We start from the raw sequence: 15,456 nt of genomic DNA, 5'->3' as shown, positions 1-15,456 counted from the left end.
TCAAGCGGCCTCGTGCGCTTTCAGGATATGCGAAACCGTCTGCTCGATCGCAGCTATGCTGGCGAAGGACTTGCGGTTCAAAAGGCTATCCGGAAACTCAATGTCGAAGGCCTCTTCAAGGCCCAGCATCAGTTGCACCGATGCAAAGGAGGAGAGGCCGGCCGCATAAAGATCGGCGCCGTCTTCCAGCTCAGTCACTGCGACCGGAAGGCCGCCTACCCGTGTCAGCAATTCGCGAATGGTCTCGTTCATCTCGACATCTCCGGATCGTTCGAATTCTGCATTCATCGCTGGAGACCTTATTACGCAGGAAAGCATAAGATTCCGGTAATAAACGTCGTGAAGTTAGGGCTGCGGGATTCCGTAAAATCCGATCGATCGACATCGGCACGGGCCGGCTTGACATGAACGGCCCGCGGGTTTCTGATGGCGCCATTCACCAGGGGGGTCCCGTCAAGGGGCTGAGATACTGCTGGTCGGATCGGCTTTGGCCGGCCGAGGCGCAGTGACCCGTTGAACCTGATCCAGTTCATACTGGCGTAGGGACGGTGCGGGCGCTGCGGTAGCGAGGACGGGAAACCGTCCTTCGAATTCCGAGGTGTTTTTCCATCATTCCAACACTGGAACTGGGTCTCCAAACGTCAAACCTTGGAGCCTCGAGCCATGAATATCGTCACACCCAAACTCACGCCGGTCGTCACCACCGGCCCGCTTCCCGCTTCCACGAAGGTCCTGAAAGCAGGAACGATCCATCCGGACATCCGCGTGCCGATGCGTCAGATCGCGCTGCATCCGACCTCCGGCGAACCGCCGGTCACCGTCTACGATTCATCCGGTCCCTATACCGCCGAAGGCACGGCGATCAGCATCGATGCCGGCCTGCCACGCCTGCGCGAAAGCTGGATTGTTGCCCGCGGCGATGTCGAGGCCTATGAGGGCCGTATCGTCAGGCCTGAGGACAACGGCTTCGTGTCCGGGAGCCACCTGACGCCGGAATTCCCGGTCCGCAACCAGCCGTTCAAGGCGAAGGCGGGCAGAGCCGTCACCCAGCTCGCCTACGCGCGGGCCGGCATCATCACGCCGGAGATGGAATTCATCGCCATCCGTGAAAACCTCGGCCGTCAGGCGGCCAAGGAGCCGCTCATCCGCGATGGCGAGAGTTTCGGCGCCCATGTCCCGGATTTCGTGACGCCGGAATTCGTCCGCCGGGAAGTCGCGGAAGGCCGGGCGATCATTCCCGCCAATATCAACCATCCCGAATCCGAACCGATGATCATCGGCCGGAATTTCCTGGTGAAGATCAACGCCAATATCGGCAATTCGGCCGTCACCTCCTCGATGGCGGAGGAGGTTGAGAAGATGGTGTGGGCGATCCGCTGGGGCGCCGATACCGTCATGGATCTGTCGACCGGCCGCAACATCCACAATATCCGGGAATGGATCATCCGCAATTCGCCGGTGCCGATCGGCACCGTGCCCCTCTACCAGGCGCTCGAAAAGGTGAACGGCATTGCCGAGGACCTCACCTGGGAGGTCTATCGCGACACGCTGATCGAGCAGGCCGAGCAGGGCGTCGACTATTTCACCATCCACGCGGGCGTGCGGCTTTCCTATATCCCGCTGACCGTCAACCGCGTCACCGGCATCGTTTCCCGCGGCGGCTCGATCATGGCGAAGTGGTGTCTGCATCACCACAGGGAGAGTTTTCTCTACGAGCATTTCGAGGAGATCTGCGATATCTGCCGCGCCTACGATGTGTCGTTCTCGCTCGGCGACGGCCTGCGCCCGGGATCGATCGCCGATGCCAACGATGCGGCGCAGTTCGCGGAGCTGGAAACGCTCGGCGAGCTGACGAAAGTCGCCTGGGCGAAGGATTGCCAGGTGATGATCGAAGGCCCCGGCCATGTGCCGATGCACAAGATCAAGGCCAACATGGACAAGCAGCTGGCCGTCTGCGGCGAGGCGCCGTTCTATACGCTCGGGCCGCTGACCACCGATATCGCGCCGGGCTACGACCACATCACGTCGGGCATCGGCGCTGCCATGATCGGCTGGTTCGGCACCGCCATGCTCTGCTACGTAACGCCCAAGGAACATCTCGGCCTTCCGGACCGCAACGACGTCAAGGTGGGGGTCATCACCTACAAGATCGCGGCGCATGCCGCCGATCTCGCCAAGGGCCATCCGGCGGCACAGGTTCGCGACGATGCGCTGTCGCGCGCCCGCTTCGAGTTCCGCTGGGAGGACCAGTTCAACCTCTCGCTCGATCCGGAAACGGCGCGTTCCTTCCACGATGAGACCTTGCCGAAGGAGGCGCACAAGGTGGCGCATTTCTGCTCCATGTGCGGCCCAAAGTTCTGCTCGATGCGGATTTCTCACGATATTCGCGCCGAGGCGCAGAAGGAAGGGCTGGAGGCGATGGCCGCCAAGTATCGCGATGGCGGCGACCTTTATATGCCGGTGAAGAATGGATGACAGCCTTGTCCTCTGAGAGGCTTTGGCGCGGGGCGTTGCTGCCGGCACCTTTGCCAGGGCAAGCCACGTGACTTGCCCGTTCTTCGGTCCCTCGTCGAGAAAAGAGGGGGCCGCTCGTTGCCGTTATCCTCTCCCCTCGGGGAGAGGTCCGCCGAGCAAAGCGGAGGCGGGGTGAGGGGGTAGCCCACACCGAGCACTCGAGCGCAGCCTTCTCAAATCGCCATACCCCCCGAAACCTCGATGCGCTGGGCGTTGACCCAGCGATTATCCTCCGACAACAGCGAGGCGATCATCCGGCCGATGTCATCCGGTTCGCCGGCGCGGCCGAGTGCGGTCATCTCGGCGACTCGGCGGTTGAGGTCCGGATTGTCGCGCACCATGCCGCCGCTGAAATCGGTGGCGATGGCGCCAGGCGCTACCGTGTTGACGGCAATGCCGCGTGCGCCGAGTTCCTTGGCGAGATAGCGGCTCAGGATTTCGATTGCGCCCTTCATCGCGGCGTAGGCGCTGCTTCCGGGGATGGTGATGCGGGTGAGGCCAGTCGAAATGTTGACGATCCTGCCGCCATCGCGGATCAGCGGCAGCAGTTTCTGGGTCAGGAAGAACACACCCTTGAAGTGGACGTTGAAGAGGCCGTCCAGCTCCGCTTCGGTGGTTTTTTCGAAATCGGCGTGGTGCGAGATCCCGGCGTTGTTGACGAGAAAGTCGAATTTTTCCGCGCCGAGTTCGACCAGGGCTTCCCGCACGCGCCCGATGAACAGGTCGAACGACGCGGTATCGCCGGTGTCGAGCTGCAGGGCGATCGCCTTGCGTCCGAGCTCCCTTATGGCATTGGCGGTGGCTTCGGCTTCCGCCTGATTGGAATTGTAGGTGAAGATCACGTCGGTGCCGCGCCTGGCGAGATTGAGGACGGTATTGCGTCCGAGGCCGCGGTTGCCGCCGGTGACGATGGCGATCTTGCTTGCTGGTGTCGTGGTCATGTCGAAGCTCCTTGGTCTGGATTGGATGAGCCAAAGTACCCCTCCTCACCACGCGGTTTGAATGCCGGAACTCTCACACTTCTTGCCTAATCCTGCTCGCGAGCTTATCTTGAGGTCTCGAACCTTGGGGAGCACGACATGTCGGCAGCTTTGCTCGAGACCGTCAGACGGTTCACGGATGTGCAAACCGGTAGGAGCCCGTTCGCGACCGCGATCGAGGGGCTGACCATTCTGCGATCGGACCATGAAAAGCGACCGGATCATCTGATCTTCAAGCCGGCGCTCTGCGTGGTTCTGCAGGGGGCGAAATGGGCGGTGTTCGGCGACCGCCGTGTGGATTACCGGGCGGGTCAGGCGCTGGTGGTCAGCGTCGAAATGCCGGCCTTCGGCCGCGTCGCAGAAGCGAGCCCGACCGAGCCCTATCTCGGCCTGATCATCGAATTCGATCTCGGCATCATGCGCGAAGTGATGGAGGCCTTGCCCGCGTTGCCGGAGGCGAGCGGCGACGTGTCATCCGGCGTCTTCGTCAGCAATTTTGACGGCCCGCTTGCCGAGTGCGCGCTGCGTCTGGTGCGGCTGCTCGATACGCCGGCAGCGATCCCGCTGCTTCGTCCGGCGATCATGCGGGAGATTTCCTACTGGCTGCTCACTGGTCCGCATGGCGGCGATGTGGTGCGGATGGCGCTTGGCAACGACCACAGCCATCGCATCGTCAGCGTCATTCACAGCCTGCGCGATCATTTCGCCGAGCCCGCGCGCATCGAGGATCTGGCGGACGAGGCCGGCTTGAGCCCGTCTGCCTTCCACCGGAAATTCAAGGCGATCACGTCGATGACGCCGCTGCAATACCAAAAGCAGCTTCGCCTCCTGGAGGCGCGTCGGCTGATGGTCGCCGAAGCGGCAAATGTGGAAACGGCGGCGTTTCTGGTCGGTTATGAGAGCCCGTCGCAGTTCAGTCGCGAATATGCCCGCATGTTCGGCACCCCGCCACGCCGCGATGTGACGGCACTGAGGGCCGTGGCGGCCTAAGGGCTTGCGGGCGGAGCGGGCCTGTCATTTCGGTGGATAGATATGTTGCCCGCCGCGGAAATCGCTGATCGAATAACAGCCGCCTTCGCTCCGTACCGCGCTTTCGCCGATCACGGCCTTGCCGTGGCCGCCGGGAATATCCAGGACGTAGGTCGGCTGGCAGAGGCCGGAAATGGTGCCGCGCAGGGCCGCGGCGATCTTCTGGCCCTCGGCGATGTCGAGCCGGAAATGGCTGGTTCCGGGCGCGAGGTCTGGGTGATGAAGGTAATAGGGTTTCACGCGGGTTTCGACAAAGGCCTTCATCAGATCGCCGAGCACGGCGGGATCGTCGTTGATGCCGCGCAGAAGCACCGTCTGGCTCACCATCGGAAAGCCGGCGTCGATCAGCCGGCCGCAGGCGGTTCGGGCGGCTTGCGTCATTTCGCGCGGATGGTTGGCATGCAGCGCCACATAGACGACCTTGCGGCTTTCCTTCAGCGCCGCGATCATCGCCTCGTCGACGAGGTCCGGCTCGACCACCGGCACGCGGGTGTGAAAGCGGACGATCTTTACATGCGGGATCTCCGCAAGGCCGCGCATGATCGCTGCCAGCCGCCGCGGGGAGAGGACCAGCGGGTCGCCGCCGGTCAGGATCACTTCCCAGATTTCGGTGTGTTCGCGGATATAGGCAAGCGCCGCGGCCAACTCTTCGGGCGACAGCGTGCCGTCGCCCTGGGGGCCGACCATTTCGCGGCGGAAGCAGAAGCGGCAATAGACAGGGCAAATATGCACGGCCTTCAAGAGCACGCGATCCGGATAGCGATGAACGACGCCTTTGACCGGGCTGTGGGCCTGATCGCCAATCGGGTCGGCACGTTCTTCCGGTGTCGTCAGCAATTCGTTCCGATCGGGCACGAACTGCCGGGCGATCGGATCGTTTTGATCAGTTCTGTCGATGAGCGAAACCACGGTCGGCGTCAGCGTGATCGCGTAGCGGTCTGCGACTGCGCGAATGCCGCCGAGCATTTCGGGCTCGATCAGGTCGGCAGCCTCCAGCTCTTCCGGGGTTTTCAGAGAGCGGGCCGTCGTCACGAAAATACCTCCGCGACCGGTGCCCACATCACCTGTTCGATGCGCGTCGCGCCCGTTGCCAGCATGGCGAGCCGGTCGAAGCCGAGTGCCGCGCCGCTTGCGTCGGGCATGATCGAAAGCGCGTCGAGAAAATCTTCATCGAGCGGATAACGTTCGCCGTAGATGCGGGCCTTTTCCGCCATTTCATGGTTGAAACGGCGGCGCTGTTCGTCGGCGTCGGTCAGTTCGCCAAAGGCATTCGCAAGCTCGACGCCGCAAGCATAAAGCTCGAAACGTTCGGCGACGCGCGGGTCGCGGGCGGAGGGCCGGGCGAGCGCGGCTTCGCAAACCGGATATTCGTGCAGGATCGTCGCCCGGTCCTTGCCGAGATACGGCTCGACCTTTTCGACCAGCACCTTGCTGAACAGATCAGCCCAGGTGTCGTCTTCGGCAAAGCGGATAACGGCCTTTTTCAGGCCGGCCGCCAGCAGGTCCCGGTCGGTATCGCCGTTCGTGGCGACGGAGGCGAGCAGGTCGATGCCGGCGAACCGGTCGAAGGCTTCGGCGAGCGTCAGGCGTTCCGGTTCGGCGAACGGATCGACTTCCATATCGCGGAAGGCAAAGCGTCTGGTCCTGGTGGTTTCGGCGGCCAGCGCCAGCATGTCGGCGCAATCGGCCATCAGCCGTTCGTAGTTCTCGCCGACGCGGTACCATTCGAGCATGGTGAATTCCGGATGGTGCAGAGGCCCGCGTTCCCGGTTGCGGTAGACATGCGCGAAGGTGAAGATACGCTTCTCGCCGGCGGCCAGCAGTTTCTTGGCGGCGAATTCCGGCGATGTGTGCAGGTAGAGCGGCGCCCTGCCACCGTCGATGGCGATCACTTCCGTTGCGAAAGCATGCAGATGTGTCTCGTTGCCGGGGGAAACCTGCAGCGTCGCCGTATCCACCTCGATGAAATCGTGCTCGCCAAAGAAACCGCGCAACGCTGTTTGGACCGCATTGCGACCCTTCAGGAGGGGTCGGCGGTCGGCATGGTTTGCCGGCGTCCACCAGGGCGAGCGGGATATGGCAGGTCGCGACGAGCTCATTTGCGGCTTTCTTCGCCGGTTCTCCCCGGCAAGGCTTCCACTTTGCGCGGTTTTAGAGTAGTTCCGGCCGGAAAACAGACGATCCGTCCTTCGGGCCGGTTATCGCCCGGTCCTCTACGACGCATTTTCGGCAGTTACAAGCCGGTTCGCTACACAAGGAATCCTATGGTCAAGGTCATCGCCTCTTCCGTCCGCAAGGGCAACGTCATCGATGTGGACGGCAAGCTTTACGTCGTTCTCACCGCCGAGAACTTTCATCCTGGCAAGGGCACGCCTGTCACGCAGGTCAATATGCGCCGCATCGTCGACGGCGTGAAGGTGTCCGAACGCTGGCGGACGACCGAACAGGTCGAGCGTGCCTTCGTCGAGGATGTCAACCATCAGTTCCTCTATGAGGATGGCGAAGGTTTCCACTTCATGAACCCTGAAAACTACGACCAGGTCGTGGTGGACGCGGATACGATGGGCGACCAGAAGGCCTATCTGCAGGAAGGCATGACCTGCGTCCTCTCCATGCATGAAGGCATTGCACTGGCTCTTCAGCTGCCGCGCCATGTGACCCTCGAGATCGTCGAGACCGAACCGGTCGTCAAGGGCCAGACGGCTTCCTCGTCCTACAAGCCGGCCATGCTGTCGAACGGCATCCGCACCGCGGTTCCGCCGCATATCGATGCAGGCACCCGCGTGGTGATCGCCACCGAAGACAATTCCTACGTGGAGCGCGCCAAGAACTGATCAGCAACTGATCGTTCCCGGCTTTCTCCCGGCATGAAAAAACCTCCGAAGCGCTGGCTCCGGAGGTTTTTTATTGTCGTTATGTTTGGGGCGGAGGCTACTTTTTGACGACCACCGACGCGACCTTGGTATCGGTCTTGCCGAAGGCGTAACCGCCGCCGACCGCCACGTTGAGCGAGACGTAGTCCAGCGCCATCTGGCGCACGGCGGCTGCGAGGTTCGACTGAGCGGTCGAGACCTCGCGCTGAGCGTCGAGAACGTCGAGCAGCGAAGAAGCGCCGTCACGATAGCTTGCGGTGCCAAGCTGCAGAGCTTCTTCGTAGGACTTCACGGTTGCCTGAAGAGAGGAGACCGTGCGGCTGTCGCGGGAAACTGCGGCCAGCGCATTTTCCACTTCTTCGACTGCGTTCAGAACCGTCTGCTTCCAGGCAAGATACTGCCCGCGGGCGCTGGATTCGGCGATCTTGACGTTGCCGCGCAGGCGACCGCCGTCGAAGATCGGCAAGCTCAGCTGTGGCCCGAAAGACCAGGTCAGGGCCCGGGTATCGAGGCTGCCGGCAATGGCGTTGTATCTCGGAGAAATGGAGCCGCCGAGCGTAATTGCCGGATAGAGCTGGGCCTCGGCGACGCCGATTTGCGCGACGGCCGATGCGAGTTGGCGTTCCGCGGCACGGATGTCCGGACGGTTGCGGATCAGGTCCGCCGGAATGCCGGCCTTGGTGCTGAAGCGGGCGACCGGCTGGCGGGCACCTCTCTGCAGTTCAGGAACGAGCGTCGATGCAGGCATGGCGAGAAGCGTGGCGACACGATGCGCCGCGCCCCGGAAACTCGTCTCCAGGCCCGGGATTTCTGCGATCGTCGAGTTCACCAAGCCTTCCGACTGGACGACATCGAGACGAGAAGCAGCGCCGGCATCCAGCTGGAGCTTGGTGAGGCTCAGCGTTTCACGTCGCGAATCGAGGTTCCGGTGAGCAATCGCAATGCGCTCCTGGAAGTAGCGTACGTCGATATAAGCCGCGACCACCTGAGACAGGAACGAGAGACGTGCGACGTCCTCGCTGGCATAGGCAGCATCGAGGCTTGCGAGCGCACTTTCCTTGGAACGCCTGTAGAGGCCGAAAAGATCAAGGAACCAAGACGCATCGGCAGTACCCGCCGACACGGTCGTCCGCGAGAACGAACCCGGGTCGGTACGAGTGCCGGTGGTCGTGCTGGCGGCCGAGAGATCGAGGGACGGGAGAGCTCCCGCGCCGGCGACGGTAACGTTGGCCTGGGCGGACGTGATCCGCTCCATGGCCTGGAGGATATCGAGGTTCTGGCCGATCCCCTGATTTACATAGCCGTTCAGACGGCTGTCATTAAATGCGGTCCACCAGGCAACCTGCGAAACATCGCCGTTGCTGGTCTTGCCGGCTTCGGCAAATTTACCCGGAAGAGCAATTTCCGGCGCCTTGTGATCTGGACCGACGACGCAGCCCGAAAGCAGCAGCATAGTGAGAGGAGCAACAACACGAATGGATAACATTTTTCTGTCCCAGTGCCCTACAACGCGTGGAAGGTCAGCACTCATGCCTCTTCCGATTGTCCCGCCAGCAGCGATTCGTACAGCTTCTGACGGCATTAAAGGTCGAATACGTTAACGAACGTAATCACCATCCTACTCTTTTTCACGCTTTGATAACCGTCTAACGACAACAAAGAAGGACGGAACGAAGAAAATTCCGAGAAGTGTTGCAGAAAGCATACCACCCAGCACCCCGGTGCCGATGGCGTTCTGAGCGGCCGATCCGGCGCCGGTAGCGATCGCCAGCGGCACGACGCCGAGGATGAAAGCGAGTGATGTCATGACGATCGGCCTTAGGCGCAGGCGTGCAGCCTCAAGGGTTGCCTCGATCATTTTCATCCCGCCGGCCTGACGTTCCTTGGCGAATTCGACGATCAGAATGGCGTTCTTCGCCGCGAGGCCGATCGTCGTCAGAAGCCCGACCTTGAAGTAGACGTCGTTTGCCTGGCCGAAGAAATACGCTGCTGTAAGCGCGCCGAGAACGCCGATCGGGACCGCCAATATGACTGAGAACGGGATCGACCAGCTTTCATAGAGTGCCGCAAGGCAGAGGAAGACAATCAGGACCGACAGTCCATAAAGCATCGGCGCCTGGGAGCCGGACAGCCGTTCCTGATATGAAATACCCTGCCAGGCCACCGAGTAGCCGCCCGGCAGTGCGGCCGTCAGCCTCTGCATCTCGTCCATCGCCTGGCCGGTACTCACTCCCGGACCGGCCGCTCCGTCGAACGGAATGGCGCTGGTGCCGTTGAAGCGGGCAAGTTGGGGCGTGCCATTGATCCACTGGGCGGTGCTGAAGGCAGAGAAGGGAACCATCTCGCCGCTATTGTTACGGGCGAACCAGTGCTTCAGGTCGTCCGGCTGCATGCGGTAGGGCGCATCGCCCTGGACATAGACCGGCTTCAGCTCGTTGTTGAGGGTGAAGTCGTTGACGTCGCGCCCGGCGAAGATGGTGGCCAGCATCGAGTTGACGGAGGCGAGATCGACCCCCATCGCGCCCAGCTTTTCCTGGTCGAGCAGGATCTTGAGCTGGGTTTCGGATCGCTGGGTGCTGCTGCGCAGCGAACTGATGTTCGGATTGCCGGTGCCGGCCTGAATGAGCTGCTGCGATGCCGTGGTCAGCGCCGCGTTGCCGTTGTTGCCGCTGTCCACCAGATACATGGAGAAGCCGCTCGACGTGCCCAGCCCCTGGATGGCCGGCGGCAGAAGCGCGAAGACCTGCGCATCGCGGATGCTGAAGAAATACCCGCTCGCCCGCCGGACGATGGCTGCGGCGGACTGCTCCGGCCTGGTTCGCTCGGCGAAATCCTTGAGCTTGGTGAAGACGATCGCGTTGTTCTGGCCGCTTCCGCTGAAGCTGAAGCCGAGGACGCCGAACACGGCATCCACATTGTCCTTTTCCTTTTCGAGGAAATAGGCCTCGACCTTCTTGACCGCCTCGTCGGTGCGCGGCGTGGTGGCGCCGACGGGCGTCTGGATAATGGTCAGCAGAACGCCCTGGTCTTCCTGCGGAAGGAACGAATTCGGAAGCTTCGTGAAAAGCCAGGCGCAGCCGCCGATCACCAGCAGGAACACCAGCATCACACGGAACGGGCGCTTCAGAAGATATCCGATGGTGCTGACATAACCCCGGGTCGAGCGGTCGAAACCACGATTGAACAGGGCGCCGATGCCGCGACGTTTCTTGTGGTGATCGATCGGCTTCAGCATGGTGGCGCAAAGCGCCGGCGTCAGCACGATGGCGACCAGTGCCGAGAGCAGCATGGCCGATACGATGGTAATCGAGAACTGCCGGTAGATGATGCCGGTCGAGCCGCCGAAAAAGGCCATCGGGATGAACACGGCCGTCAGGACGAGCGCGATACCGATGATGGCGCCGGTGATCTCGCCCATGGATTTTTCGGTCGCTTCGAGCGGGCTCAGCCCCTCTTCGTCCATGATGCGTTCGACGTTTTCGACGACGACGATGGCATCGTCGACGAGAAGGCCGATGGCCAGAACCATCGCGAACATCGTCAGTGTGTTGATGGAATAGCCGGTTATCGCCAGCACCCCGAACGTGCCGAGCAGGACGACGGGCACCGCAATCATCGGGATCAGCGTTGCACGCAGATTTTGCAGGAAGATGAGCAGGACGACGAAAACCAGGATGATCGCTTCAATGAGCGTGTGGACGACCTTCTCGATCGAAAGCTGCACAAAGGGCGTCGTGTCGTAGGGATAGGTGATCTCCACACCATCCGGAAGATGGGGTCCAATGGCGGTCAGCGCTTCCCTGACGCGTGCGGCGGTGTCGAGAGCATTGGCGCCGGTCGCGAGGTTCACCGCGAAACCCGTGGACGGCAGACCGTTCTGGCGGGAACCGCCGCCATAACTCTCTTCACCGATCTCGACGCGGGCGACATCGCTGAGGCGCACAGTCGCGCCGTCCTGTTCAACCTTCAGGATGATCCGCTCGAAATCGTCCACCGTCGTCAGCTGGCTTTGCGCGGTCATGGTGACCGTCAGCTGTTGCTCCGCCTTGGCCGGAAGGCCACCCAGGGCGCCAACGGAAACCTGCGTGTTCTGGGACTGGATCGCGGACGTCACATCCGCGGGCGTCAGCTGGTATTTCTGAAGCTTGTAGGGATCGAGCCAGACACGCATCGCGTAGCCGGACCCGAAGATGTCGATGCTGCCGACGCCTTCCAGGCGCTTGACCTGATCCTCGATCTGCGTGGAAAACAGGTCGCCGAGATCCACGGAGCTTCGCTTCTTGTCCGTCGAAACCAGGGCGCCGACCATCAGGATGCTCGATGTCGACCGGGAAACCTCGATGCCCGCCTGCTGAACCACGTCGGGCAGCTGGGATTGCACGAGCTGCAGCTTGTTCTGCACCTGCACCTGGGCAATGTCCGGAAGGACGCTGCTGCCGAAGGTCAGCGTGACTGTCGCGCGGCCGGTCGAGGAGGACGACGTCATATAGGTGAGGTCGTCGAGGCCGGTCATGCCGTCCTCGATGATCGTCGTCACCGATTTCTCGACGGTCTCGGCGCTTGCACCGTTGTAGCTTGCCGTTATCCTGACCGTGGTCGGCGCGATGTCGGGATATTGCGAAATCGAGAGCGTCGCGATGGCGAGCGCGCCGCCGAGCATGATGACGATCGCGATGACCCAGGCGAAGACCGGTCGCCGGATAAAGAACTTGGCCATTCAGATTATTCCTTGCCGCGTTTCGTCATGATCGTTTCTGCCGGGACCTTCACGGCTTTGCCGCGGCCGGTTTCGGCGCCTCGACGACGAAACCCTTGTCGTCAACCGTCGCCTCGACCGGCTGGACAGTGGCGCCATCGGCGATCCACTGGAAGCCGTCGACGACCAGGCGATCGCCGTCGGTTACACCCTGGGTGACAAGCCAGCTGTTGCCGGAGACGCTGCTGGTCGGGAAGATGCGGGTCTCCACCTTGCCGTCGGTTGTGACAAACTTGGCGGAAAGCTCGCCGCGGGCATTGCGCGTCGCGGCGCGCTGAGGGATCAGATAGCCGCTCTCGTTGCCGAGGGTGACGGTGGCGCGCACATAGGTGCCCGGCAGGATCATGTCCTCGGGGTTATCGAAGAGCGCGCGGATCTGGTAGGTGCCGGTCGTTTCACTGACGGCCATATCGGCCATGTCGAGCTTGCCGGTCAGGGGGTAGTCCGTTCCGTCTTCCAGGGTCAGCCTGATATCCGCCTTGCGCGGATCGCCGCTCAAGCGGCCGGAGGCCATGGCCGAGCGCAGTTCCAGTAGGTTCGTGCTGGAATCGATCAGGTCGATGTAGATCGGATCGAGGCGGCGGAGCGTCGTCAGCGCCGTCGTCTGGTTGGCGGTGACGATATTGCCGATGCTGACATTGGAGATCGACGTGACGCCGTCGAAGGGCGCGCGGATCTCGGTCAGGTCCAGATTGATCTGGGCGGCGTTGAGCGCGGCATTCGCCTGTTCGACATCCGCCTGTGCCTGGAGAAGGGTCACCCGCGCACTCTCATATTCGATCTGCGTCGCACCGCTGTTGACCAGCCGCTCATAGCGGGAAAGGTTCGCCTGGGCGCTCGGAATGCTGGCTTGCGCCTTCGAGACGGTCGCCTTCGCCTGGGCGACCTCGGCTGCATAGGTGCTGTCCTCGATCTTGTAGAGAAGGTCTCCGGCCTTGACCTCGTTGCCCTGTTTGAAGGCGATCTGATTGATCTCCCCGGTGACGCGCGGGCGGATGTCGGCGATCTGGAATGGTGTAGCCCGGCCAGGAAGGACAGCCGTGATCGGCTGCTCGGACTTCTTCATGATCACCACGCTGACCGGCTGCGGCGGACGCTGCGGAGCGCCGCCTGCCGCACCGTTGCCTGCCGGCGTCTGGCCCGAATCGCTGCAGGCAGCGAGCGCTGCGGAAAGGAGCAGGGAGAGTATCAGTTTGCGTCCGGTCATGGCGTCATCCAAGCAAGCGTCTGGGTAATCGCCACGACAGACAAGATGTGCCGGGGCGCAAGTCGGGAGACTAGCCCGTCTCAAGCGGTCGCAACAGTGGTGGTCGAAATGGAGATTAACCAAATATTCCACGGCTGGGTCGCAGTCAGGAAAGTGACGTAAATATATAATCGTCACTTTGCAAGGGGATTTTGCAGCGCAGCATTCACAAGTCTGGCAAGGCCATCGCAACGATCGTGCAATTCCGCCTCGTCGGTCTTGGCCAGAAGGACCGGATGGAGCACGCCGGCAAAGGCGGCCGCCACGTGCGGGCTGATCGCCTGCGGGTCCGGACATTGGTAGACGCCGCTCTCAACCCCTTGCCGGATGAGATCGGTGAACAGGTTCTCGATCAGCTGCTTGTAATGCTGGCCGCTCGGAAGATCCGCCTCCGACATCAGGAAGATCATCTCGAACAGGAAGGGAGTGTCGCGAAGATCCTGGAGATGCGCCTCCATCAGCTTGCGAACGAAGATTGTCAGCCGCTCGGGCGCCGGTGCCGGCTCGTCGAGCGTTTCGAACCGGCCAATCATGCGGCTGATATGCCGGTCGCAGATCGCATCCGCCAGCGAGGCCTTGGAATGAAAGTGCTTGAAGATGTTGGCGGGCGACATATGCAGTGCGTGGGCGATGTCGGCGATCGAGCATTTGGCGATCCCCCGTTCACGGAACAGAGATTCAGCCGTGTTGAGGATATCTTCCCGCGTTTCTTCCGCCTTGCGTCTCGGTCTGCGCACTTTGTCCTCGCCATAATGCCGGACCGGTTTTCCCGGCCAATTGTTCAACGTGTGCTGAAATAGGGTGCCAGATTTTGGCGGATACGGTCGAGCACGGTCGCGCCGCGGGTATCGGGCACGAAAGTCTCGCCGGTGATCGTCTCGTAGGCCGTGCGATAGACCTTGGCGGTCTCCTCGACGAGCTCGGCCGGGATCGCCGGGATCTCATCCTTATAGGGGTCGCAGCGCTCGACCACCCAGGCGCGGATGAAATCCTTGTCGAAACTCTTCGGCCGCGTGCCGTTTCGGAAGGCCTCGTCGTAGCTGTCGGCGATCCAGTAGCGGCTGCTGTCCGGCGTGTGGATCTCGTCGGCGAGAATGATAGTGCCGTCGGCATCCGTGCCGAATTCGTATTTGGTGTCGACGAGGATCAGGCCGCGTTTCGCCGCCAGCTCCTGGCCGCGCGCAAAAAGCGCGAGCGCATAACGGGAGAGGGTTGTCCATTGTTCGGCGGTCAGAAGTCCCTGCTCGACAATCTCTCTCGGTGTCAGGGGTTCGTCGTGGCCGCCGTCGAAGGCCTTGCTGGTCGGGGTGATCACCGGTGCGGGCAGGATTTCGTTGTCCTTGAGGCCATCGGGAAGATCGAGCCCGTACATGGTCCGCTCTCCCTTCTTATAGAGGGTGAGCAGCGACGTGCCGGTCGTGCCGGCGAGATAACCGCGCACGACGATCTCGACGGGCAGGATGTCGAGCCGCTTGCCGATCACCACATTCGGGTCCGGATAGGCGATCACATGGTTGGGGCAGATGTCCTTTGTCGCCTCGAACCAGTAACGCGCGGTCTGGGTCAGGACATGTCCCTTGTCGGGGATCGCGGTCAGGATGCGGTCGAAGGCGCTGAGGCGATCGGTTGCGATGATGATGCGGCTGCCGTCCGGCAGATCGTAGTTCTCGCGTACCTTGCCGCGATAGGGGTTCGGCAATTCGGGAATGAAGGCATCGGAGAGAACGCGCACGGGGACCACTTTCCAGAGAGTTTCGGGGGCATTGTGGTATCGCATGTTTTGCCGCGGCGGCACAAGAATGGAAGGAATGACGGTTTCCACCGGGGAACCGGTTCCACGGTCGATGAAGAGCCCCTTAAGGAGAGCAGTTAACGAATATTAACGCCCCAGGATCCCAGAAATTCGGAGATTATCGTTTAAAAACAGAAGTTTGTTCGATTTCTCGAAAAATCGAAAACAAGGCTGTTGACTTGAAAGAGGGGTTCCTTCTATAACCCGCTCACTGAACGAGGGCGGCGGCGCTGCTGGCGACGACGACTTTCGTTCTTCAGAAATCA

At 61.8% G+C, this 15,456-nt stretch carries 12 protein-coding genes and 1 riboswitch; of the genes, 3 read left to right on the top strand and 9 right to left on the bottom strand.

Annotated elements, in window-relative coordinates; all coding sequences use genetic code 11:
• Positions 1–252 (bottom strand): acyl carrier protein, encoded by a 252-nt coding sequence (locus J2857_RS28320; protein ID WP_210013415.1) that lies wholly within the window; start codon positions 250–252, stop codon positions 1–3.
• A 179-nt stretch (positions 253–431) separates the two neighbouring features.
• Positions 432–564, top strand: a riboswitch (TPP riboswitch).
• A gap of 99 nt (positions 565–663) precedes the next feature.
• Between J2857_RS28320 and thiC the strand changes: the two genes are divergently transcribed.
• Complete coding sequence (gene thiC, locus J2857_RS28315; RefSeq protein WP_210013414.1) at positions 664–2,475, top strand: phosphomethylpyrimidine synthase ThiC; 1,812 nt, start codon at positions 664–666, stop codon at positions 2,473–2,475.
• 212 nt (positions 2,476–2,687) lie between these two features.
• Here thiC and J2857_RS28310 read toward each other — a convergent pair whose 3' ends face one another.
• A complete protein-coding gene (locus J2857_RS28310) occupies positions 2,688–3,455 on the bottom strand; it encodes an SDR family NAD(P)-dependent oxidoreductase (RefSeq protein ID WP_210013413.1) in 768 nt (255 codons plus the stop codon).
• Positions 3,456–3,593: 138 nt separating this feature from the next.
• Here J2857_RS28310 and J2857_RS28305 point away from each other — a divergent pair, with 138 nt between their 5' ends.
• On the top strand, positions 3,594–4,484 hold the full coding sequence (locus J2857_RS28305; protein ID WP_210013412.1) for an AraC family transcriptional regulator: 891 nt from the start codon (positions 3,594–3,596) through the stop codon (positions 4,482–4,484).
• Between the two features lie 24 nt (positions 4,485–4,508).
• Here the strand turns inward: J2857_RS28305 and J2857_RS28300 are convergent, their stop codons facing one another.
• Positions 4,509–5,555, bottom strand: coding sequence for a lysine-2,3-aminomutase-like protein (locus tag J2857_RS28300; RefSeq protein ID WP_210013411.1), 1,047 nt, complete (start codon positions 5,553–5,555; stop codon positions 4,509–4,511).
• Positions 5,552–6,622 (bottom strand): EF-P lysine aminoacylase EpmA, encoded by a 1,071-nt coding sequence (gene epmA / locus J2857_RS28295; protein ID WP_210013410.1) that lies wholly within the window; start codon positions 6,620–6,622, stop codon positions 5,552–5,554. Before epmA ends, J2857_RS28300 begins: the two co-directional genes overlap by 4 nt.
• 165 nt (positions 6,623–6,787) lie before the next feature.
• Here epmA and efp point away from each other — a divergent pair, with 165 nt between their 5' ends.
• Positions 6,788–7,357 carry an elongation factor P gene (gene efp / locus J2857_RS28290; protein WP_037087579.1) on the top strand — a complete coding sequence of 190 codons (570 nt, stop codon included), beginning with the start codon at positions 6,788–6,790 and terminating at the stop codon, positions 7,355–7,357.
• A 97-nt stretch (positions 7,358–7,454) separates the two neighbouring features.
• On the opposite strand, the gene J2857_RS28285 is transcribed toward efp, so the two are convergent.
• The 5 genes from J2857_RS28285 to J2857_RS28265 all read right to left on the bottom strand — a co-directional run bounded on the left by J2857_RS28285 (position 7,455) and on the right by J2857_RS28265 (position 15,130).
• Positions 7,455–8,882, bottom strand: coding sequence for an efflux transporter outer membrane subunit (locus tag J2857_RS28285; RefSeq protein WP_210013409.1), 1,428 nt, complete (start codon positions 8,880–8,882; stop codon positions 7,455–7,457).
• A gap of 132 nt (positions 8,883–9,014) precedes the next feature.
• Positions 9,015–12,113, bottom strand: coding sequence for an efflux RND transporter permease subunit (locus tag J2857_RS28280; RefSeq protein WP_210013408.1), 3,099 nt, complete (start codon positions 12,111–12,113; stop codon positions 9,015–9,017).
• 49 nt (positions 12,114–12,162) lie between these two features.
• Positions 12,163–13,359 carry an efflux RND transporter periplasmic adaptor subunit gene (locus tag J2857_RS28275; RefSeq protein ID WP_210013407.1) on the bottom strand — a complete coding sequence of 399 codons (1,197 nt, stop codon included), beginning with the start codon at positions 13,357–13,359 and terminating at the stop codon, positions 12,163–12,165.
• Between the two features lie 173 nt (positions 13,360–13,532).
• Positions 13,533–14,135, bottom strand: a complete 603-nt coding sequence (locus J2857_RS28270) for a TetR family transcriptional regulator (RefSeq protein ID WP_210013406.1) — start codon at positions 14,133–14,135, stop codon at positions 13,533–13,535.
• 44 nt (positions 14,136–14,179) lie between these two features.
• Entirely contained in the window at positions 14,180–15,130 is a 951-nt protein-coding gene (locus J2857_RS28265; protein WP_210013405.1) for a phosphoribosylaminoimidazolesuccinocarboxamide synthase, read from the bottom strand.
• Positions 15,131–15,456 lie beyond the last annotated feature (326 nt).

The sequence above is a fragment of the Neorhizobium galegae genome (assembly GCF_017877055.1).
GTDB classification, from domain to species: domain Bacteria; phylum Pseudomonadota; class Alphaproteobacteria; order Rhizobiales; family Rhizobiaceae; genus Neorhizobium; species Neorhizobium galegae_D.
Note: the sequence above shows the minus strand (reverse complement) of the source record. Positions and strands in the feature narration are given on the sequence as shown.